This window comes from Bradyrhizobium sp. CCGE-LA001, assembly GCF_000296215.2.
Taxonomy (GTDB): Bacteria; Pseudomonadota; Alphaproteobacteria; order Rhizobiales; family Xanthobacteraceae; genus Bradyrhizobium.
Window position 1 is genome coordinate 7,270,258 of the sequence record NZ_CP013949.1, and the last position, 18,632, is coordinate 7,288,889.

General features: G+C 64.2%; 21 protein-coding genes. 16 read left to right on the forward strand and 5 right to left on the reverse strand.

Annotation, left to right across the window (positions count from 1 at the left end):
- Positions 1-126: 126 nt before the first annotated feature.
- The 10 genes from BCCGELA001_RS33165 (at position 127) to BCCGELA001_RS33205 (ending at position 9,882) form a co-directional block, all read left to right on the forward strand.
- Positions 127-1,143: a TRAP transporter substrate-binding protein gene (locus BCCGELA001_RS33165; protein ID WP_008541673.1), complete on the forward strand. Its 1,017-nt coding sequence runs from the start codon at positions 127-129 to the stop codon at positions 1,141-1,143.
- Positions 1,144-1,352: 209 nt separating this feature from the next.
- On the forward strand, positions 1,353-1,862 hold the full coding sequence (locus tag BCCGELA001_RS33170) for a TRAP transporter small permease (RefSeq protein ID WP_008541672.1): 510 nt from the start codon (positions 1,353-1,355) through the stop codon (positions 1,860-1,862).
- Positions 1,863-1,864: 2 nt separating this feature from the next.
- Positions 1,865-3,184 (forward strand): TRAP transporter large permease, encoded by a 1,320-nt coding sequence (locus BCCGELA001_RS33175; RefSeq protein WP_060737204.1) that lies wholly within the window; start codon positions 1,865-1,867, stop codon positions 3,182-3,184.
- A gap of 197 nt (positions 3,185-3,381) precedes the next feature.
- Positions 3,382-3,843 carry a DUF3237 domain-containing protein gene (locus BCCGELA001_RS33180; protein ID WP_060737205.1) on the forward strand — a complete coding sequence of 154 codons (462 nt, stop codon included), beginning with the start codon at positions 3,382-3,384 and terminating at the stop codon, positions 3,841-3,843.
- Between the two features lie 136 nt (positions 3,844-3,979).
- On the forward strand, positions 3,980-4,855 hold the full coding sequence (locus BCCGELA001_RS36635) for a DUF2270 domain-containing protein (protein ID WP_236840916.1): 876 nt from the start codon (positions 3,980-3,982) through the stop codon (positions 4,853-4,855).
- A complete protein-coding gene (locus BCCGELA001_RS33185; RefSeq protein WP_236840800.1) occupies positions 4,815-5,543 on the forward strand; it encodes a crotonase/enoyl-CoA hydratase family protein in 729 nt (242 codons plus the stop codon). Before BCCGELA001_RS36635 ends, BCCGELA001_RS33185 begins: the two co-directional genes overlap by 41 nt.
- Entirely contained in the window at positions 5,540-7,423 is a 1,884-nt protein-coding gene (locus tag BCCGELA001_RS33190) for a feruloyl-CoA synthase (RefSeq protein WP_060737207.1), read from the forward strand. The genes BCCGELA001_RS33185 and BCCGELA001_RS33190 overlap by 4 nt, the downstream gene beginning before the upstream one ends.
- A gap of 25 nt (positions 7,424-7,448) precedes the next feature.
- Positions 7,449-8,210: an SDR family NAD(P)-dependent oxidoreductase gene (locus BCCGELA001_RS33195; protein WP_060737208.1), complete on the forward strand. Its 762-nt coding sequence runs from the start codon at positions 7,449-7,451 to the stop codon at positions 8,208-8,210.
- A gap of 10 nt (positions 8,211-8,220) precedes the next feature.
- On the forward strand, positions 8,221-8,652 hold the full coding sequence (locus tag BCCGELA001_RS33200) for an acyl-CoA thioesterase (RefSeq protein ID WP_060737209.1): 432 nt from the start codon (positions 8,221-8,223) through the stop codon (positions 8,650-8,652).
- Positions 8,653-8,730: 78 nt separating this feature from the next.
- Positions 8,731-9,882 (forward strand): ABC transporter substrate-binding protein, encoded by a 1,152-nt coding sequence (locus BCCGELA001_RS33205; protein WP_060737210.1) that lies wholly within the window; start codon positions 8,731-8,733, stop codon positions 9,880-9,882.
- A gap of 202 nt (positions 9,883-10,084) precedes the next feature.
- Here BCCGELA001_RS33205 and BCCGELA001_RS33210 read toward each other — a convergent pair whose 3' ends face one another.
- Together BCCGELA001_RS33210 and BCCGELA001_RS33215 are read right to left on the reverse strand one after the other, a co-directional pair.
- Positions 10,085-10,813: a glutathione S-transferase family protein gene (locus BCCGELA001_RS33210; RefSeq protein ID WP_008541665.1), complete on the reverse strand. Its 729-nt coding sequence runs from the start codon at positions 10,811-10,813 to the stop codon at positions 10,085-10,087.
- A gap of 36 nt (positions 10,814-10,849) precedes the next feature.
- Positions 10,850-11,122, reverse strand: coding sequence for a hypothetical protein (locus BCCGELA001_RS33215; RefSeq protein WP_008541663.1), 273 nt, complete (start codon positions 11,120-11,122; stop codon positions 10,850-10,852).
- Between the two features lie 126 nt (positions 11,123-11,248).
- Here BCCGELA001_RS33215 and BCCGELA001_RS33220 point away from each other — a divergent pair, with 126 nt between their 5' ends.
- Positions 11,249-11,947, forward strand: a complete 699-nt coding sequence (locus BCCGELA001_RS33220; protein WP_060737211.1) for a helix-turn-helix transcriptional regulator — start codon at positions 11,249-11,251, stop codon at positions 11,945-11,947.
- A gap of 5 nt (positions 11,948-11,952) precedes the next feature.
- Positions 11,953-12,276, forward strand: a complete 324-nt coding sequence (locus BCCGELA001_RS33225; RefSeq protein WP_008541657.1) for a YkgJ family cysteine cluster protein — start codon at positions 11,953-11,955, stop codon at positions 12,274-12,276.
- On the opposite strand, the gene BCCGELA001_RS38220 is transcribed toward BCCGELA001_RS33225, so the two are convergent.
- Entirely contained in the window at positions 12,273-12,671 is a 399-nt protein-coding gene (locus tag BCCGELA001_RS38220; RefSeq protein WP_060737212.1) for a hypothetical protein, read from the reverse strand. The genes BCCGELA001_RS33225 and BCCGELA001_RS38220 overlap by 4 nt on opposite strands.
- A gap of 354 nt (positions 12,672-13,025) precedes the next feature.
- Positions 13,026-13,373 (reverse strand): DUF3307 domain-containing protein, encoded by a 348-nt coding sequence (locus BCCGELA001_RS33235; RefSeq protein ID WP_060737990.1) that lies wholly within the window; start codon positions 13,371-13,373, stop codon positions 13,026-13,028.
- A 402-nt stretch (positions 13,374-13,775) separates the two neighbouring features.
- On the opposite strand from BCCGELA001_RS33235, the gene BCCGELA001_RS33240 reads away from it, so the two are divergent.
- From BCCGELA001_RS33240 to BCCGELA001_RS33250, 3 genes are all read left to right on the forward strand, one after another.
- Entirely contained in the window at positions 13,776-15,215 is a 1,440-nt protein-coding gene (locus BCCGELA001_RS33240; protein ID WP_060737213.1) for a TAXI family TRAP transporter solute-binding subunit, read from the forward strand.
- A 119-nt stretch (positions 15,216-15,334) separates the two neighbouring features.
- Positions 15,335-15,553 carry a hypothetical protein gene (locus tag BCCGELA001_RS33245; RefSeq protein WP_060737214.1) on the forward strand — a complete coding sequence of 73 codons (219 nt, stop codon included), beginning with the start codon at positions 15,335-15,337 and terminating at the stop codon, positions 15,551-15,553.
- 245 nt (positions 15,554-15,798) lie between these two features.
- Entirely contained in the window at positions 15,799-16,584 is a 786-nt protein-coding gene (locus BCCGELA001_RS33250) for an enoyl-CoA hydratase/isomerase family protein (protein WP_008566655.1), read from the forward strand.
- A 216-nt stretch (positions 16,585-16,800) separates the two neighbouring features.
- Here the strand turns inward: BCCGELA001_RS33250 and BCCGELA001_RS33255 are convergent, their stop codons facing one another.
- Positions 16,801-17,439, reverse strand: a complete 639-nt coding sequence (locus BCCGELA001_RS33255; RefSeq protein ID WP_060737991.1) for a glutathione S-transferase family protein — start codon at positions 17,437-17,439, stop codon at positions 16,801-16,803.
- An 87-nt stretch (positions 17,440-17,526) separates the two neighbouring features.
- On the opposite strand from BCCGELA001_RS33255, the gene BCCGELA001_RS33260 reads away from it, so the two are divergent.
- Positions 17,527-18,546: a helix-turn-helix transcriptional regulator gene (locus BCCGELA001_RS33260; RefSeq protein WP_060737215.1), complete on the forward strand. Its 1,020-nt coding sequence runs from the start codon at positions 17,527-17,529 to the stop codon at positions 18,544-18,546.
- Positions 18,547-18,632 lie beyond the last annotated feature (86 nt).

The window sequence follows — 18,632 nt, forward strand, 5'->3', positions numbered from 1 at the left end:
GGCTGACGTAGATGGTGCGAACGCGCGCGCCAGTTCCGGCTTGAACACGGCGGCCAATTATATAACATGTTAATTAACGAGACCGGGCCATCGAAGCCCGCCGTCGAAAACAGGGAGAGACGCGTGATGAGGAAAGCCTGTCTGGCCTTGCTGCTGGCAGCAAGCGTGAGCCCAGCGTTCGCGCAGGACAAGACCTTCGATCTGAAGATCTCACATTGGGTGCCGGCCTCGCATCCGCTGCAAAAATCGCTGGAGGACTGGGCGGCCGCCGTCGAGAAGGATTCCGGCGGCACCATCAAGGGCAAGGTGTTTCCGGCCCAGCAGCTCGGCAAGGCCTTCGACCATTACGACATGGCGCGCGACGGCATCGCCGACGTCACCTACGTCAATCCCGGCTACCAGCCCGGCCGCTTCCCGATCATCGGCGCCGGCGAATTGCCGTTCCTGATCTCGGACGCCAAGGGCGGCTCGATGGGGCTGGACGCCTGGTATCGCAAATATGCCGAGAAGGAGATGAAGGACGTCAAATACTGCCTCGCCTTCGTGCACTCGCCTTCGTCCTTCCATTCCAAGACCAAGAAGATCGTGACGCCGGAGGACGTGAAGGGCCTGAAGATCCGCCCCGCCCACGCCACCATGGCGAATTTCGTCACCTCGCTCGGCGGCACCAATGTGCAGTCATCGGCTCCGGAAGTGCGCGACATCATCGAGCGCGGCGTCGCCGACGGCGTCACCTTCCCCTGGGGTTCCCTGGTGCTGTTCGGCATCGACAAGGTGACCAAATACGACATGGAAGCGCCGCTCTACACCACGACCTTCGTGTTCGTGATCAACAAGGACAAGTACAACGCGATGTCCGACAAGCAGAAGGCCGCGATCGACAAGAACTGCACGGTCGAGACGGCGGGCGCAGTCGGCGAGCATTGGGGCAAGTTCGAGGACGCCGGCATCGCCAAGGTGAAAGCGGAATCCAGCCACGAGGTCTACAAGCTGACGCCTGAACAGACCGCCGCCTGGAAGAAGGCGGCCGAGCCGCTGGTCAAAACCTGGAGTGATGGCGCCAAGAAAGCCGGTGCCGATCCGGACGCCGCGCTCGCCGATCTGAAGGCATCGCTGAAGAAGTACAACGCGCTGGCGGAGTGAGGCGAAGCTGTGGCCGCGCACTGGCTGCACCTCTCCCGCTCGCGGGAGAGGTCGCGCCGAAGGCGCGGGTGAGGGTTCTCTCCCCTTGGGGGCTCTCGATTGTGGAAGCACCCTCTCCCCAACCGTCCCTCGCCTAGCGGGGGAGGGAGCGCACCTTCCTCGCGGAAGCGACTGCATCCAACTTCGCTGACCTTGAACAGGATTCCCCCATGAAGCGCTCCTGGATGGATCGCGTGATCGACTCGATCGAATGGATCGCGGCCGGCTTCGTCGGCATCGTCGCGCTCGACATCTTCCTGTCGGTGCTGCTGCGCAACACGCTGAACTATTCGATTCCGGACAGCTTCGACATCGGCCGGATGCTGCTCGGCATCCTCATCTTCTGGGGCATCGCGGCAACCTCCTATCGCGGCACCCACATCACGGTCGATCTGGTCTGGGGCAATGTCGGGCCGCGCCACCAGCGCATGATCGACGTGTTCGCGACGCTGGTGCTGCTGTTCGTCGTCACCGTGCAGACCTGGACGCTGTTCGACAAGGTCCGGCTGACCTACAACGACAACGTCCAGACCTTCGACCTGCACATGCCGACATGGCCATTCTTCCTCGTCGCCTGGATCGGCGACGTCTGCGCCGTGCTGCTGATCGCGATCCGCACGTACCGGCTGATCTTCCATCCCGAAGACATGCATGAACCCAAGATCAAGGTGACGGAGTGACCATGAGTACCGACGCCGTCGCCGTCATCGGCTTCGTCTCCCTGTTCGCCCTGATGCTGCTGCGCGTGCCGGTCGGCATGGCCATGGGCCTCGTCGGCGTGTGCGGCTTCAGCTATCTCGTGGGCTCGACACCGGCCCTGAAGATGGTCGGCCAGGTCACCATGCGGACGGTGACCGACTACACCTTTGGCGTCATCCCGATGTTCCTGCTGATGGGCTCGTTCGTATCCAATTCCGGCATGAGCCGCGAGCTATTCCGCGCCGCCAACGGCTTCGTCGGACACTTGCGGGGCGGGCTCGGCATCGCGACCGTCGGCGCCTGCGGCGGCTTCGCCGCGATCTGCGGCTCCTCGGTCGCGACCGCCGCGACCTTCTCCGCCGTCGCCTATCCCGAGATGCGGCGCTTCGGCTACCCGCAATCCTTTGCTACCGGCGTGATCGCGGCCGGCGGTACGCTGGGCGCGATGCTGCCGCCTTCCACCGTGCTCGCGGTGTACGGCATCATCACCGAGCAGGACATCGGCAAGCTGTTCATTGCCGGCATCATCCCGGGCCTGCTCGCGATGACCATGTACATGATCACGATCTTCCTGATCGGTTATTTCCGCCCCGACTTCCTGCCCAAGGGAAAGGTGACGCCGTGGCGCGAGCGCTTTGCCGGGTTGAAGGAGATCTGGGCGCCTGTGCTGCTGTTCGTCTTCGTCATCGGCGGCCTCTACGGCCTGCCCTTCCTGCCGCGCTTCACCCCGACGGAAGCCGGCGGCGTCGGCGCCACCGGCGCCTTCATCATCGGCGTGCTCACCGGCCGGCTCGACCGCGAGAAGGTGCTGGCCTCGCTGCTGCAGGCAACGCGCACCGCGGCCGCGGTGTTCACCGTGCTGATCGGCGCGCTCATCTTCGGCTATTTCCTCACGGTGACGCAGACTCCGCAGAAGGTGACGGAACTCCTCACCGGGCTCGGTCTCGGGCCCTACGGCGTGCTGGCGCTGATCATGGTGATGTATCTCGTGCTCGGCTGCCTGATGGACGCCATGGCGATGATCATCCTCACCGTGCCGATCATCTTCCCGGTGATCATGCATCTCGGCTTCGACCCGATCTGGTTCGGCATCATCATCGTCATGACCGTCGAGCTCGGCCTGATCCATCCGCCGGTCGGCATGAACGTCTTCGTGATCAAGAGTGTGGTGAAGGACGTCTCCTTCTCCACCATCTTCAAGGGCGTGATCCCGTTCGTGGCGACAGACTTGGTACGGCTGGTGATCCTGATCGCGTTTCCGTTGCTGGCGACCTGGCTGCCGACGCGAATGATGGCGCACTAGGCCCGACGCGGAGAGCTCTCTTCCCCTCTCCCCTTGTGGGAGAGAGTGGCTCGCCGCGCAGCGGCGAGACGGGTGAGGGGTATCTCTCCGCGAGTCCAACTCTTGTTTGGACGCAAGGAGAGATACCCCTCATCCGGCGCTTCGCGCCACCTTCTCAAGGGGAGAAGGAAGAAAGAGCGATAGATTGGAGATAGGCGATGACCACGCCGATGCTAGCGACGAAATACGCATTCACCATCACCGCGCGCATCGGTGACGTCGTCACCGCCGGCGAGACCGGGATCGGCGTCCGCCGCATCATCCCGATCATCGGCGGCGACGTGACGGGCGCGATCACCGGCAGGGTGCTGCCGTTCGGCGCCGACTTCCAGACCATCCGCCCCAACGAGCTGATCGACCTGGAGGCGAAATACGCCTTCGAGACCGACGACGGCGCCACCGTCTATGTCGAGAACAAGGGTATGCGCTTCGGCCCGGTCGAGCTGCTGCAGAAGCTCAAGCGCGGCGAGCCGGTCGATCCCAAGCTCATCTATTTCCGCACCGTGCCGAAATTCGAGACCGGGCATGAGAAGTATCGCTGGTTGATGGAACACATCTTCGTGGGGTCAGCCGCGAGGCATGCGGACCGCGTGGTGATCGACGTGCACCAGGTGATGTGAGGAATCTGTCTTTGCCCGGGGACGGACCTGGTTCAGGATGTGATCTGCGCAAAGTCGTGTAGACCACGGGAGTCCCACCATGTCTCTTATGGCTTCCAGCGAACCAAGCCCCCAACATACCTTCGATTCCGCCGAAATGGGCGCCATCGCTCATCTCTACCGCGGCGAGGTCTATCGTTCGACGATCTGGCGAACGCGGCTCGACAACACGACCAATTGGTCGATCGTCACGATGGGCATCGCGCTGTCGACGACCTTTTCGAGCCCGGAGGCTTCGCCTCTGCCACTCGTACTCGTGGGACTACTCCTTGCCGTGTTCCTCGGGATGGAGGCGCGGCGCTATCGCTATTTCAATGTCTGGCGTGCCCGGGCTCGTTGGCTGGAGAAGAATTTCTATGCGCCAATTTTCACGGGTGAAGCGCACGACGACAGCTGGAAGGCCATCCTGGCGCGCGACTACACTGCACCCCGCCATCACATCTCGCTTGTCCGCGCTGCGGGGCGGCGGTTGCGTCGGAACTACGTTTGGATTCTGGCCATCCAAGCGACTGCCTATTACGGCAAGATTGCAATCCATCCTACGCCCGCGGTGACCTTGACGGAGCTTATCGATCGCGCTGCGGTCGGACCGATTCCCGGCTGGGTCATCCTGATCATGGGCTTTGCCTACAATTCGCGTGGCTGGCGTTCGCGCTCGGCACGATGTGGCTCGACCAACGCGAGCACGGCGTCAAGGGCGACCAGGTCGCGATGGGCTGATGACAGCGGGCGGTTACCCGTTCCTTGGGGGAGCCGAGGCGCGCGCAGCCGCCCCGCCGCCTGGCGAGGGCTCCCCTCCTTGACTCCCCCAGAATTCGTTATACAACATAACTATTCTGACAAGGACGCAAATGACACAGGGAAACGCCGAGACCGCTGCCGCGGGCGCCTCCGGGCTGTTGAGGATCGAGCGGGCGGACCGGGTTCTGACCGTGGGTCTGAACCGGCCGGCCAAGCGCAATGCGCTCAATGACGGCATCATCCTGGAAATCGGCGCGTGTTTTGCGTCCCTGCCCGAGGACATCGGCGCGGTGGTGATCCACGGCATCGGCGACCATTTCTCCAGTGGTCTCGACCTCTCCGAATTGACCGAGCACGACGCCACCGGCGGCCTGCTGCATTCCCAGATGTGGCACCGGGTGTTCGACCGCATCCAGTACAGCCGCGTGCCCGTCATCGCCGCGCTGAGGGGCGCCGTGATCGGCGGCGGGCTGGAGCTTGCCTGTGCCGCACATATCCGCGTCGCCGAGCCCTCGACCTATTTCGCGCTGCCGGAGGGGCAGCGCGGCATCTTCGTCGGCGGTGGCGGCTCGGTGCGGCTGCCGCGGTTGATCGGCGTTGCCCGGATGATGGACATGATGCTGACCGGCCGCGTCTACAGCGCGACCGAAGGCGCCTCCTACGGCTTCGCGCAATATGTGACGGAAGCCGGCAATGGGCTTGCCAAGGCGATGGAGCTCGCGACCAAGGTCGCGTCCAACGCGCCGCTAACGAACTTCGCCGTGCTCCAGGCGCTGCCGATGATCGCGGAGGCCAACCCGCAAACGGGCCTCCTGATGGAGTCGCTGATGGCGACCGTCGCGCAGAGCGACAAGGAAGCCAAGCGGCGGATCCGTGAATTCCTCGAACACAAGACCGCAAAGGTGAAGCCGAAGTCATGAGCGCGCAGCCGTCCTCTTCCAGCATGGAGCGCGGCGCGAGCACTTTCCCGCTGCGGCCCATCTCATTCGGCGATCCCGTCGTCAACATCGAGCGCCGCGACGACGGCACGATCTACCTGCGACCGAAGCAGCCGCTCGGCGACTATCCTGTCCGCATCACCGACCGCCTGCATCATTGGGCGACCACCACGCCCGACCGCATCTTCATGGCGGAGCGCGAAGGCGGCCGCGGCTGGCGCAAGATCACTTACGCCGAGTTGCTCACTGCGAGCCGGCACATCGCATCCGGCCTGATCGCGCGCGGCCTATCGGCGGAGCGGCCGGTCGTCATCCTCTCCGGCAATTCGATCGACCACGCCCTACTCGCGTTCGGCGCGTTCTATGCCGGCATCCCGTTCTGCCCGGTGTCGCCGGCCTATTCGCTGGTGTCGAAGGATTACGGCAAGCTGTCCTATCTGATGAAGCTGCTGACGCCGGGCCTCGTCTTCGCGGAGGATGCCGACAAGTTCGCCGATGCGCTCGCCGCCAATGTCTCGCTCGGCACCGAGATCGCGGCATCCTATGGCCACGTCGCTGGACGCGACGTCACCTTGCTCGCCGATCTCATGGCGACGCCGATCCGCGCCGATCTCGACGACGTCCACGGCAAGATCGGCCCTGATACGATCGCGAAATTCCTGCTGACCTCCGGTTCGACCGGCAATCCCAAGGCCGTCATCAATACCCAGCGCATGATCTGCGCCAACCAGGTGATGCTGCGCGAGACGCTCGCCTTCCTCAAGGACGAGCCGCCCGTCATCATCGACTGGCTGCCCTGGAATCACACTTTTGGCGGCAACCACAATATCGGGCTGACGCTCTACAATGGCGGCTCGATGTATCTGGACGCCGGCAAGCCGATGCCCGGCGGCATCGAGGAGACAGTACGCAATCTCCAGGAGATCTCGCCGACGGTCTATTTCAACGTGCCCAAGGGCTATGAGTCGCTGCTGCCTTACTTGCGCGATGACCAGGGCCTGCGCGCGAAGTTCTTCGACCGGCTGCATGCGATGTTCTTCTCGGGCGCGGCGCTGTCGCCGTTCGTCTGGGACAGCCTCGACGCGCTTGCGGTGAAGGAAAAGGGTTACCGCGTGCCAATGCTCACCGGCTTGGGTGCGACCGAGACCGCGCCCTTCTTCATGTCGGTCAATCCGCGCACCAGCCGCTCCGGCCATGTCGGCCTGCCGGTCTCGGGCAATGACGCGAAACTGGTGCCCAACAACGGCAAGATGGAAGTGCGCGCCAAGGGCCCGAACGTGATGCCTGGTTACTGGCGCCAGCCCGATATCACCGCGAAATCCTTCGATGAGGAGGGTTTCTACAAGATGGGCGACGCGCTGAAGCCCGCCGATCCCGATGATCTCAACTCCGGGTTCGATTTCGACGGCCGCGTCAGCGAGGATTTCAAGCTCGCCAGCGGTACCTGGGTCAGCGTCGGTCCCTTGCGCGCGCGCTTCGTTGCGGCCTGCGCGCCCCTGGTGCGCGACGTCGTCATCGCCGGCATCAACCGCGACGAGATCTCCGCGATCGTGCTGCTCGATCTCGACGGCTGCCGGCTGATCAACCCGACGCTGCCCGCCGACGATCTCACCGTCACCGCTCGCGACCGGCTGGTGCGGGAAGCCTTCCGCGAGCGGCTGATTGGCTTCCTCAGCCAGGCCACCGGCTCCTCGACGCGCGTCACGCGCGCGATCCTGCTGGACGCCCCGCTCTCGATCGACAAGGGCGAAGTCACCGACAAGGGCTCGATCAACCAGCGCGCGGTGCTGGAGCATCGCGGCGAGCTGATCGAGGAGCTCTACGCTGCCAATCCATCGAGCCGTGTGATATCGGTCGGATAAGAAATCAAAGCTATAGGAGAACGCCATGTTGTTGAAGGATCAGGCAGCCATCGTCACCGGCGGTGCATCGGGACTGGGCGCGGCCACCGCGCGAAAGCTCGCGGCGCAGGGCGCCAAGGTCGCTGTGTGCGATCTCAATGCCAAGCTGGCCGAAACCGTTGCGGCCGAGATCAAGGGCGTGGCCGTGACCTGCGACGTCTCCGATGCCGCGTCCGCGGAAGCTGCGATCGCGCAGGCAACCAAGGCCCACGGGCCAGCGCGCGTGCTGGTCAATTGCGCCGGCATCGGCGTTGCCAAGCGCGTGGTCGGTCGTGACGGCCCGATGGCGCTTGCCGATTTCGACAAGGTGATCAAGGTCAATCTGATCGGCACCTTCAACATGCTGCGCCTCGCCGCCACCGAGATGTCCAAGCTCGAGCCGCAGGCGACCGGCGAGCGCGGCGTCATCATCAACACCGCCTCCGTTGCCGCCTATGACGGCCAGATCGGCCAGTCGGCCTATTCGGCCTCCAAGGGCGGCATCGTCGGCATGACGCTGCCGATAGCGCGCGAGCTGGCGCAGTTCGGCGTCCGCGTGCTGACGATTGCGCCCGGCCTGTTCCTGACGCCGCTGCTCGCCAACCTGCCGCAGGAGGCCCAGGACTCGCTTGCCGCAGCGATCCCCTTCCCCCGCCGGCTCGGCCAAGCCGACGAATTTGCCGCGCTCGCGCTGCATATGGTGGAGAATGCGTATCTGAACGGCGAAGTGGTGCGCCTCGACGGCTCGCTGCGTATGGCGCCGAAATAAGGCGCCGCATATGTTCGTGAACCGGCGCGACGTTCAGATCCAGTGGGGCGATTGCGACCCCGCCAACATCGTCTACTACCCGCGCTATTTCGCGATGTTCGACGATTCGACCTCGACCCTGTTCGAGGTCGCCGGCTTCTCCAAGCAGGACCTGGTCCGCAAATACGGCCTCGTGGGCATTCCCATGGTCGACACGCGGGCCAAGTTCTACATCCCATCGACCTATGGCGACTGGATCACCATCGAAACGAAGATCGAGAGCATCAAGCGCTCCAGCTTCGAGGTGAAGCACAACGTCTACAAGGGCGAGGCGCTGGCGATCGAGGGGTTCGAGACCCGCGTGCTGGTCGGCCGCGACCCTGACAATCCCGACAAGCTGAAATCGGCACCATTCCCAGCGGAGATGGTGGCCAAATTCACGGGGAGCCAAGCTAGGAGCTAAATCGCCGCATCACCAAAAGAGGGGGCTGAATTACCCCCCGATTTCTGCTTTCAAAGCATCACGTCAAGGGAGGAATAGATGAAACGCTTTTATTGGACCGCTGCCATCACCGCGGCCGCGCTGGCGCTGCCGGCATTGCCTGCGCTGGCCCAGACCAACGAAGTCACCATCGGCATCACCACCACCACGACAGGCCCGGGCGCAGCCCTCGGCATTCCCGAGCGCAATGCGCTGGAGTTCGTGCCGAAGGAGATCGGCGGCGTGCCGCTGAAGGTGATCGTGCTCGACGACGGCGGCGATCCCACCACCGCGACCACGAACGCCCGCCGCTTCGTGACCGAATCCAAGGCCGACATCATCATGGGCTCGGCGCTGACGCCGCCGACCATCGCGGTCTCCAACGTCGCCAACGAGGCCGGCATCCCGCATTTCGGCCTCGCGCCGTTCCCGATCACGCCGGAGCGCATGAAGTGGTCGGTGGCGATGCCGCAGCCGATCCCGATCGTGGGCAAGGTACTGTACGACCACATGAAGTCCAAAGGCGCGAAGACCCTCGGCTATATCGGCTATTCCGACTCTTATGGCGACCTCTGGTTCAACGACCTCAAGGCCCAGGCCGTGCCGATGGGCATGACCATCGTCGACGAGGAGCGGTTCGCGCGTCCCGACACCTCGGTGACCGGACAGGTGCTCAAGCTCGTTGCCGCCAATCCCGACGCGATCCTGGTCGGCGCCTCCGGTACCGCGGCGGCGCTGCCGCAGACCGAGCTGCGCGAACGCGGTTACAAGGGCCTGATCTACCAAACTCACGGGGCGGCCAGCATGGACTTCATCCGCATCGCCGGCAAAGCGGCGGAAGGCGTGCTGATGGCCTCCGGTCCAGTGATGGCCCCGGAGGAACAGCCGGATAGCGCGCTGACCAAGAAGCCGGGCCTCGCGCTGAACTCGGCCTATGAAGCCAAGTACGGCCCGAACAGCCGCAGCCAGTTCGCCGGCCATGCCTACGATGCGTTCGAGATCCTCAAGCGCGTCATTCCGGCGGCCTTGAAAACGGCCAAGCCCGGCACGCCTGAATTCCGCGAAGCCATTCGCCAGGCGCTGCTGACGGAGAAGGAGCTTGCGGCGAGCCAGGGCGTCTACAACTTCACCGAAAAGGATCGCTACGGCCTCGACGACCGCTCGCGCATCCTGCTCACAGTGAAGGACGGCAAATACACGCTGGTGAAGTAGGCAGAACGAGAATTCTGAGGCGACGAGAGCCGGCCCATCGGGCCGGCTCTTTTGTTTCGTTCCGGATTCTCAGGTCGTCATGCCCGGGCTTGTCCCGGGCATCCACGTTCTTTGAACCGAGCGGAATTACGTGGATGGCCGGGACAAGCCCGGCCATGACGGTGTGGAAGGTTCAGCGCTCCTCGCTGCCAACAGACGAGCGCTATGCCGCCTGCCGCAGCGGCATCCAGGCGAACTCCGGATAATACGCGTCCATCATGCGATCGACATAGGCGGTGAGGTTCGGAAATGCTTCGGCGCGCTGGCGCAAGGCCGATTCGAAGAACGGCGTCAGGATGCCGGCGAGCGCGCCGAAGGCGGTGGCGTCGACGCCGCAGGGCTTGTTGCCCATCAGATAGGGCTTGTCGCCGAGCTGCACCGAGAGTGCGAACAGCGAACGCACCGCGAGATCGACGTCGTCATCGGGCGCATGGCGGCCAAGGCCGGAAAGCAGATAATTCTCGGCGACGCGGAATTGCGCATCCTCGCGCAGCTTCTCGCGGTTGTGCTCGGGCGCGCCGTCGAAGAAATGCGCCGGGCCTTTGGCGAAATTGACCGGATCGACCCAGCGCGCGCCAACCAGAGCCCAGTAGACGTGATGCTCGATCATCCGCTCGAACGCCCAGGCTTGCGCACGCTCCTGCAAGGAGAGCCCGGCGTCGAAATCGAAGCCGTAGCGGCGTTCGATATGGGCGCGGATGAAGGTGGAATCGGCCACCGCCTCACCGCCATCGTCGATGAAGGGCAGCTGCCCCTTGGGTGAGGCTGGCGGCATCGCCCGCTCCTTCCGATAGGGCAACTCCGCCATCTTGAGCTGCACCTCCGTCTTGGTGACGAAGGGGCTGATTTCCGGCAGGCCGAAGCCGGCGCCGAAGCCGTAGAGCGTGATCATGAAACCTCTCCTGAACCTGCCGAAAGCCAGCGGAACTTAACGGCCGGCTGCTGCCACCATGGTGGCAGCAGCCGTGATATCTTCTGCAAAGCGGGCGCCCTGAAAGGCACGGCCCATGACACTGCGAACGACATGGTGGACCAGCGCGTCCGCAGCCCGGACCAGCGAGCGTGTCACCACGCCTGCAACTGCGAAACGGAGATCGACGGCCATGAGATCGAGCGAAACGAGGCGGCTGAACGCCCTCGCCTGCCACATCTGGGCGTGCCACAGCTGACCCGCCGGGCCGAAATGAGTTGGAATGATCATGGACAAATCCTCTTCAGTCGATGTGTTGTCCCGGTATAGAACTCCCCTGCTGCCAACATCCTGTCAGCAGCCGCGCGTCGCCTTCTGAAAAGACCACCGAGAAAAAGTAGCAATAAGAGACCAGTCATGAGACGCGCCGACCGGCTGTTTCAGATCATCCAGGTGCTGAGGCGCACGCGTAAGCCGCTGACGGCGGACGCGATTGCGGCCGAGCTCGAGACGTCGAAGCGCACCATCTATCGCGATATCGCCACCCTGATCGGCCAGCGCGTACCGATCCGCGGCGAAGCCGGCATGGGCTATATCCTGGAAAAGGGTTTCGACCTGCCGCCGCTGATGCTGACGCCCGACGAGATCGAAGCGGCGGTGCTGGGTGCACAATGGGTCGCGGGCCACGCCGATTCCGCGCTGGCGCGCGCCGCCGAAGATCTGATGGCCAAGATCGCCGACACCGTGCCCGAGCGCCTGCGTCCTTTCGTGCTGGAGCCGGCGAGCCGGGCGCGGCCGAGCTGGAACAGGGAGCCGGACCGTCTGGACATGGTGCGCACGCGCACCCAGATCCACGAAGGCAAGAAGATCATGCTGCGCTATCGCGACGAGCAGGGCCGCGCCAGCGAGCGCATGATCTGGCCGATCTCGGTCGGCTATCTCGAAGCCGTGCGCCTGCTCGCCGCCTGGTGCGAGCTGCGCAGCGATTTCCGCAGCTTCCGCACCGACCGCGTAGTCGAGGCGACCTATCTCGACGAAAAATATCCGGAACGGCGCGACGTGCTGCGCGCAAGGTGGCGGCAGAGCCTGGTCTGGGGTCCCCCGAAGGACACGTGACGAGGATGGAGCAAACTTCGCCGATCGACCTGTCGAGCTGTTGCCAGAGTTGCGGCGCCTGCTGCGGCTATTCGCAGAACTGGCCGCGCTTCTCGGTCGAGAGCGACGAGGAGCTTGCCGCGATCCCGGAGGCGCTCGTCAATGCGCGTCAATCGGGCATGCGCTGCGAGGGCGATCGCTGCGCGGCCTTGCAGGGAGAAATCGGGAAAGAGACCTCATGCGGCATCTATGCGGTGCGGCCGGAGGTGTGCCGCACCTGCATGCCCGGTGACGCCGAATGCGCGATGGCGCGGCGGAAGTTCGGACTGCCGGTGATCGACGCCGCTTAGGCCGGGACCGCTTCGCTGATCTCGTCGTCGAGCTCGTCATCCAGCGGTGCCAGCACCGAGAGCGGCTTGGTCGACAGCGTGATCGGCTTGCGCCCGCCCGACAGCGACGGCGAGGATTTCGCCGCCCCTTCGCGCGACAGCGCGTAGAGCGTCGAACCGACGCGGCCGCCGTTCTCGATCAGGTCACGCTCGCTGCAGCTTGCAGCGATCGCGATCGCCAGCGAATGCAGATGGCTGCGGCGATAGCAGAATAGCGCCAGCCTGGCGCGCGCGTCAGGGGAAACACTCTCAACCAGCCTCGGCAGGCCACTCTCGCTGGCGCGATACATCTCGCCAAGGAGCTCGTCGCGAACCGGGCAGAAATCGCTTTCAAATGCGTCGCGGTTTGAAAACATTGCAGTTCTCCCTCGTGTACGGAAGATGCAGCGCAATTCTCTAATGAAAGGTTAACCACGCTGCCCGGTAGTCACCCGGGGTGGTTGCGCCCTGGCCGCGAATCGGAGGCGACTTGATAGGGTTTTCAAAAGCATCCACGGCGTCATGGCCGGGCATAGCCGTCCAAAGGACGGCGTCGCTTCCGCTCGCCTATGTCCCGGCCATCCACGGAAAGCCAAGAGGCACGAAGAACGTGGATGCCCGGGCCTTCGCCTCGCCGAAGCGGCTTCGGCCGCGCAGGCGGGACAAGCCCGGGCATGACGATCCCTCGTGCTGATGGCGATTGCCTTTACCCGGAGGCCTAAAGGCGACCTTCAGTTCGCCGCCATGAAGATGGAGAGGCCGAAGCCGGTGAGGTGGTGCAGCGCCTGGTCGACGCCGATCAAGGTCCAAAACCAGGGATGGGCGAGGTCGACACCGAAATTGGCCGAGACGAAACCCTTGGCGCGGTCGATCGTGATGTGGATCACGAAGTCGATGAACGCCACGAACCAGAATCTCGGCGCCACGATCAGGATCAGCGGCAGCGCAACTAAGAGGTGAACGAAGCAATGCACCAGAAGCGGCAGGGCCCAGCCGTGCTTCTGGTCCTTGCCATGGGCCATCCAGGCGGTCTGCAGGACGAAATCGGCGATGATGTGCTTGAAGGTGAGCAGCAGCATCCAGCCAATGAGCGCGCCAACCGGAACCGCCGATGACATGGATGGAAACGACAAGCTGACGCCCTCATTGACGTGGACAAGAAAAAATTGGAGCGTTCAGCGCAACTTCTTCTTGGACCGGTCAAATCGCCGGGACGTGCGATTTATGACATCTCCCGCGGCGGAATGCAGCCGGGGGAACCGGAAAATCGCCAAGTGTGGCTAACTGGTGATAGGATGACCAATCGCCGCGGTGGCGCGGGGTAAGGTTACCCCCGGCTCGAAATTTGCATTCCGCTGCCTTGGCGCTATCATCGACGGCAGAGAATTTCGTTCTTTTTTCAGACGCTTACGAATTACAGGGCGCTCGCTGCGCTTTCCATGCCGCGCGCCGCCACCAAAGAATAAGGCCGGAGTGCTGCCATGAGTGCTGAAGGCCCATCGCCGACCGAGCCGGCGCCTCGGCGTCCCAAGGTGATCAAGACCAACCAGCAGCAGGTTTTCCTCTACGTCGTGCTGACCCTGCTGCTGTCGTTCGCCACCGTCTGGGCCGGCCGCACGCTGTTGCACAATTCGGAAACGCTGACCTTTGCCGTCGGTGCTGCCAACAGCGACGAGGCGCTGTTCGCGGCCAAGCTCGCCACGCTCCTGAAAAACAACGCATCCCGCTTCCGGATCAATATCGTCAACAACGCTGATAACACCAAGGCCATCGCACAATTCGACCGCAAGCAGGCCGACCTCGCCGTGCTGCGCACGGACGCCAAGGTGCCGCTGCGGGCGCGCGCGCTTGCGGTCCTCGAGCACGATCTCGTGCTCCTGCTCGGTCCCGGCAACAAGAAGATCAAGTCGCTCGCCGAGCTGAAGAAGAAGAAAGTCGCGGTGATCGCCGAGAGCGAATCCTCTCTCGCCTTCGTCCGCAGCATCCTCGACGTCTCCGACGGCCCTGATGCCGCGAAGATCCAGATGGCGCCGCAGGGCGCAACGCTCGACAAGCTGTTTGCCCCGGCAAACGGCTTCGGCGCCGTGATCGCCGTCGTCCATGCCTCGAAGGCGGTGCGGGACAAGTCCTATGAGCAAGCCGCCAAGCGCGGCGGCTTCACGCTGAACGCGATCGAGGAAGCCAAGGCGCTGGCGCGCAAATTCCCCGGCATTTCCGACGAGACGCTGACGGCGGGCACGGTGTCGACGTCCCCGCAAATTCCCGACGACGACCTCGACACGATCGGGCTCGAATGGCTGCTGGTCGCGCAATCCAGGATGTCACCGAGCACCGCGGGCGAGCTCGCGCGCATCGTCTACGAGAACAAGTCCGCGCTCGGGCTCGACAACGGCTTTGCCACCCGGATCGAGCCGGCCTCGGTCGAGAAGGACGCCTTCGTGATCGCGCATCGGGGCGCCGCCGACTACATCAACGACGACACCAAGTCGTTCCTGGATAAGTACAGCGACTTGATGTATGTGGGCGCCGCCGCACTCAGCATCATCGGCTCGATCTTCGCCGCGATCTACGCCAAGGTCACGCGGATCGCGCCGGAGAAGGCCAGCGAGCTCTCCACCGCCATCCTCGACGTCGGCGAGCGGATCGAGCACGCCCATTCGCTCGACCAGCTCGAATGCCTTCAGGACGAGCTGGAAGGCATTTTGCGCGGGGCGGTCATCGGCCTCAGAGACGGCACGATCAGCACCGACGGGCTCGACACCTTCAAGCTCGGCTACGAATTCGTCCGCGACGAGATCGGCATGCGCCGGGACTATCTGAAACGTCATGCCAGCGAGACGGAAAAGGCCGCGCGCGATGCGGGCCCCGCTCAGCACGACGACAGCAACGTCGTGGTGGTCAAAACTGCGCAGAGCGCCTGATCGGCCGGCTTGATGCCCTCGGGTCAGGCCGGCATCCTGACGGTGGACTGAAGGTCGGAACCCAGGAACCGTCCCCATCTGCAACCGTTGGCTCCGGGATTGCAACCGGAGAACGCAGCATGCGTACGCTCCTCATCATCTTCCTGCTGGGAATGCTGGCGGCGGTTGGCTATTTCGCTTATTCCGCCATGGCGGTCGAAGGCGAGCCGATCCCGACGGAAGGCTATTGGGCCCTCGCGCTGGGGGCGGGATTTTCCGTCGTCGTCGGCATCGGCCTGATGGTGCTGCTGTTCTTCAGCAGTCGCCGGGGCTATGACGAACCGCCGCATTTCAGGTAGTTCCGAGAAACGGAGAACATCCACTGGCGGGCGCCGATGCCGGCCACGCTGCCGGCGCTGTCATTGACGGCCTCGGCCCAGGCGGGCACTTTGCAGCGAGAGGTCCAACCTTGGACCCAGACCAACCGAGCCGCCGTCCTGCATGTCTCACTTCGCTGATCTCTGCCTTGGCCCTGTTTGCGGTTGCCACGGCCGGCCGCAACGATGCAAAACGCCCGCGCTCGAAAACAATAGTGGAGACAAGAATGTCGGATACAGCCGACGCAGCATCCGGCCCCGTGCTCGAAATCGATGGCGCACGCGCCACCATCCGCCTCAACCGTCCCAAGCATCTCAACAGGCTCCAGGCAGAGGATCTGGGCGAGCTGGTGAGACTGTTCGACCGGATCGAGACTGATCCCGCCATTCGCGTGCTGGTGCTGACCGGCACCGGGCGCGCCTTCTCCGCGGGCTACGATCTCAATTCGGTGGCGGAGCGCGCCGTCAGCGCCCATGAGCAGCAGAGCGCGGGCTCGGCGTTCGAGGTGGTCGTCAACCGCCTCGAGGATCTCGGCGTTCCCACGATCTGCCGGCTCAACGGCGGCGTCTATGGCGGCTCGACCGACCTCGCGCTGGCCTGCGATTTCCGCATCGGCATCGACACCGCCGAGATGTTCATGCCGGCGGCCCGGCTCGGGCTGCATTATTACCCGAGCGGCATCAAGCGCTACGTGACCAGGCTCGGCCTCGACAATGCGAAGAAGCTGTTCCTGACCGCGCAAAAGATCGGTGCGCCGGAGATGCTGCGTATCGGCTATCTCACGGCGATGGTGCCGATAGAATTGCTGGACGAGGAGGTGGAGAAGCTCGCGGCCGTCCTCGCCGGCAACGCGCCGCAGGCGATGCGCGGCATGAAACGCGCCATCAACGAGTTCGCCCGCGGCGAGCTCGACGAAGCCGCCGCCGACCAGCGTCACCGCGACAGCATGCGCAGCGACGAGATCAAGGAAGGCATCAAGGCGTTCGCGGAGAAGCGGGCGCCGCGGTTTTGAGGGGCCGGCAAGGGAGTACCAGGAAGCGCCTCATGTTCCGCTGTCGTCCCGGACAAGCGCAGCGAAGCGGAGCGCCGATCCGGGACCCATAGCCACAGGGTGTGGTTATGGAAAGGGCTGGTAACTCCAAGTCTTCGCCAAACCAAATCCTGTGGTTATGGGTCCCGGGCTCGCGCTTTGCGCGCCCCGGGACGACGGCGCAGGTGGGGACGACAGCTATCCCCCAACCGCCTTGGCATGCTGTGCGGCCATCTCATCATCGGCCGCATTGATGCGCTGGAACGCAGGCCGCGAGGTCATGCGCTCGGCATAACGGACGAAGACGTCCTTCTTCGGCACGATGCCGAACATCATGGTCCAGCTGAGCGCCACGCCCCAGAGCACGTCTGCTGCGGTCATGCGCTCGCCGAGTAGGTACGGCCCTTTCGACAGCTGCGCCTCGAGCGCGCCCAGCATGGTGTCGTAATCGGCATAGGGCGATTGCGTGATTGGCGCCGGCTCGCGCTGCATGAACTTGTCGATCATGGCCGGCTCGAACGACGAGCCGTAATAGGCGATCCAGCGCAGATAAGGCCCGCGCAGCGGATCGTTCAGGGCGGGCGTCAGCCCGGCCTGCGGAAACAGATCGGCAAGATAGATGGTGATCGCAACCTGCTCGGTCACCAGCGCTTCGCCGTAGCGGACCGCCGGCACCTTGCCGAGCGGATTGATGGCGAGATAGGCGGGCTGGCGCTGCTCGCCGGCCTTCATGTTGAGGACGTGCAGATCGTAAGGCGCGCCCAGCTCCTCCAGCAGCACCCGCGTGCCTGTGGCCCGGCTCTGCGGCGAGTAATACAGCGTGATGCGGTCGGTCATGGCGGGGATCCCATCTGGCGTTTGGCGATGGCGCAGCTTGTAGCGGACCATACCTGACATCCTGTGTCAGGTATGGTTTAAGGCATCATGCGCGCGAGCCGGATGTTGTCGATCCTCGCCACCCTCCAGGCCAGGGGCCAAGTCACCGCGCCCGAGCTTGCGGAGGCCTGCGAGGTGTCGGTGCGCACGATCTATCGCGACATCGATGCGCTCGCAGCGTCAGGCGTTCCCGTTTATGCCGACCGCGGCGCGGAGGGTGGCTATCGCTTGCTCGACGGCTACCGCGTGCGGCTGAATGGCCTGTCGCAAAGCGAGGCTGGCGCGCTGTTCCTGGCGGGACTGCCGGGGCCGGCCGCGGCGCTCGGGCTCGACGCTGCGATGATCGCCGCCCAGAACAAGCTGATGGCGGCATTGCCCGCGAATCTGCGCGAGGACGCCGGGCGGATGCAGGAACGCTTTTACCTGGACGCGCCGGGCTGGTTCGGCGAGGCCGAGGATCCCAAACATCTGCGCACCATTGCCGGCGCGGCTCTACGGGGGACGCTGATCAAGATCCGCTATCAGAGCTGGCGCTCGGAGAAGCAGCGCCGGGTCGCACCGCTCGGCCTCGTGCTGAAGGGCGGCAGCTGGTATCTCGCAGGGCAGGTCGACCGCAGCGTGCGCACCTATCGCATCGCACGCGTGCTCGACTGCACGGCGCTCGACGAGCGCTTCGATCGCCCCGCCGATTTCGCTCTTGCTGCGTATTGGCAGACTGCGACACTTCGTCTCGAAACCGAGATGCATCCCAATGTCGCAATCGTTCGCCTGTCGCCGTTCGGCGTCAAGCTGCTCGACGCGCTGAGCCAGCCTTACGTCAAGGCGCGCACGCAGATCGAGGAGACAGTTGATGCCGATGGCTGGCGCATTGCGAAAGTGCCGGTGGGCAAGACGTCATGGCATGCGGCGTCCGAATTGCTGCGGCTGGGCCCCGAGGCCGAAGTGCTGGAGCCTGCCGATCTCCGCGACAAGTTGGCCGAGCTGACGCAGGCCATGGCCGCGCGCTATCGCACGGCGCCGAAAGCCGGGCGGTGGCGTAAATCACCGAGGGCGACGAAACAGTCCTGAAACACGATTCTCAGCCAACGGCGTGAACGCATTCCCGTTTCGACCCGACCGAGATGCAGGGACACAACAATGGCCCTGCGCCACAT

Excerpts from the sequence above, each read along its gene's own strand:
- BCCGELA001_RS33165 (WP_008541673.1), top strand. The coding sequence starts at position 127 with ATGAGGAAAGCCTGTCTGGCCTTGCTGCTGGCAGCAAGCGTGAGCCCA.
- BCCGELA001_RS33170 (WP_008541672.1), top strand. The coding sequence starts at position 1,353 with ATGAAGCGCTCCTGGATGGATCGCGTGATCGACTCGATCGAATGGATC.
- BCCGELA001_RS33175 (WP_060737204.1), top strand. The coding sequence starts at position 1,865 with ATGAGTACCGACGCCGTCGCCGTCATCGGCTTCGTCTCCCTGTTCGCC.
- BCCGELA001_RS33180 (WP_060737205.1), top strand. The coding sequence starts at position 3,382 with ATGACCACGCCGATGCTAGCGACGAAATACGCATTCACCATCACCGCG.
- BCCGELA001_RS36635 (WP_236840916.1), top strand. The coding sequence starts at position 3,980 with ATGGGCGCCATCGCTCATCTCTACCGCGGCGAGGTCTATCGTTCGACG.
- BCCGELA001_RS33190 (WP_060737207.1), top strand. The coding sequence starts at position 5,540 with ATGAGCGCGCAGCCGTCCTCTTCCAGCATGGAGCGCGGCGCGAGCACT.
- BCCGELA001_RS33195 (WP_060737208.1), top strand. The coding sequence starts at position 7,449 with ATGTTGTTGAAGGATCAGGCAGCCATCGTCACCGGCGGTGCATCGGGA.
- BCCGELA001_RS33200 (WP_060737209.1), top strand. The coding sequence starts at position 8,221 with ATGTTCGTGAACCGGCGCGACGTTCAGATCCAGTGGGGCGATTGCGAC.
- BCCGELA001_RS33205 (WP_060737210.1), top strand. The coding sequence starts at position 8,731 with ATGAAACGCTTTTATTGGACCGCTGCCATCACCGCGGCCGCGCTGGCG.
- BCCGELA001_RS33210 (WP_008541665.1), bottom strand. The coding sequence starts at position 10,813 with ATGATCACGCTCTACGGCTTCGGCGCCGGCTTCGGCCTGCCGGAAATC.
- BCCGELA001_RS33215 (WP_008541663.1), bottom strand. The coding sequence starts at position 11,122 with ATGATCATTCCAACTCATTTCGGCCCGGCGGGTCAGCTGTGGCACGCC.
- BCCGELA001_RS33220 (WP_060737211.1), top strand. The coding sequence starts at position 11,249 with ATGAGACGCGCCGACCGGCTGTTTCAGATCATCCAGGTGCTGAGGCGC.
- BCCGELA001_RS33225 (WP_008541657.1), top strand. The coding sequence starts at position 11,953 with ATGGAGCAAACTTCGCCGATCGACCTGTCGAGCTGTTGCCAGAGTTGC.
- BCCGELA001_RS38220 (WP_060737212.1), bottom strand. The coding sequence starts at position 12,671 with ATGTTTTCAAACCGCGACGCATTTGAAAGCGATTTCTGCCCGGTTCGC.
- BCCGELA001_RS33235 (WP_060737990.1), bottom strand. The coding sequence starts at position 13,373 with ATGCTGCTGCTCACCTTCAAGCACATCATCGCCGATTTCGTCCTGCAG.
- BCCGELA001_RS33240 (WP_060737213.1), top strand. The coding sequence starts at position 13,776 with ATGAGTGCTGAAGGCCCATCGCCGACCGAGCCGGCGCCTCGGCGTCCC.
- BCCGELA001_RS33245 (WP_060737214.1), top strand. The coding sequence starts at position 15,335 with ATGCGTACGCTCCTCATCATCTTCCTGCTGGGAATGCTGGCGGCGGTT.
- BCCGELA001_RS33250 (WP_008566655.1), top strand. The coding sequence starts at position 15,799 with ATGTCGGATACAGCCGACGCAGCATCCGGCCCCGTGCTCGAAATCGAT.
- BCCGELA001_RS33255 (WP_060737991.1), bottom strand. The coding sequence starts at position 17,439 with ATGACCGACCGCATCACGCTGTATTACTCGCCGCAGAGCCGGGCCACA.
- BCCGELA001_RS33260 (WP_060737215.1), top strand. The coding sequence starts at position 17,527 with ATGCGCGCGAGCCGGATGTTGTCGATCCTCGCCACCCTCCAGGCCAGG.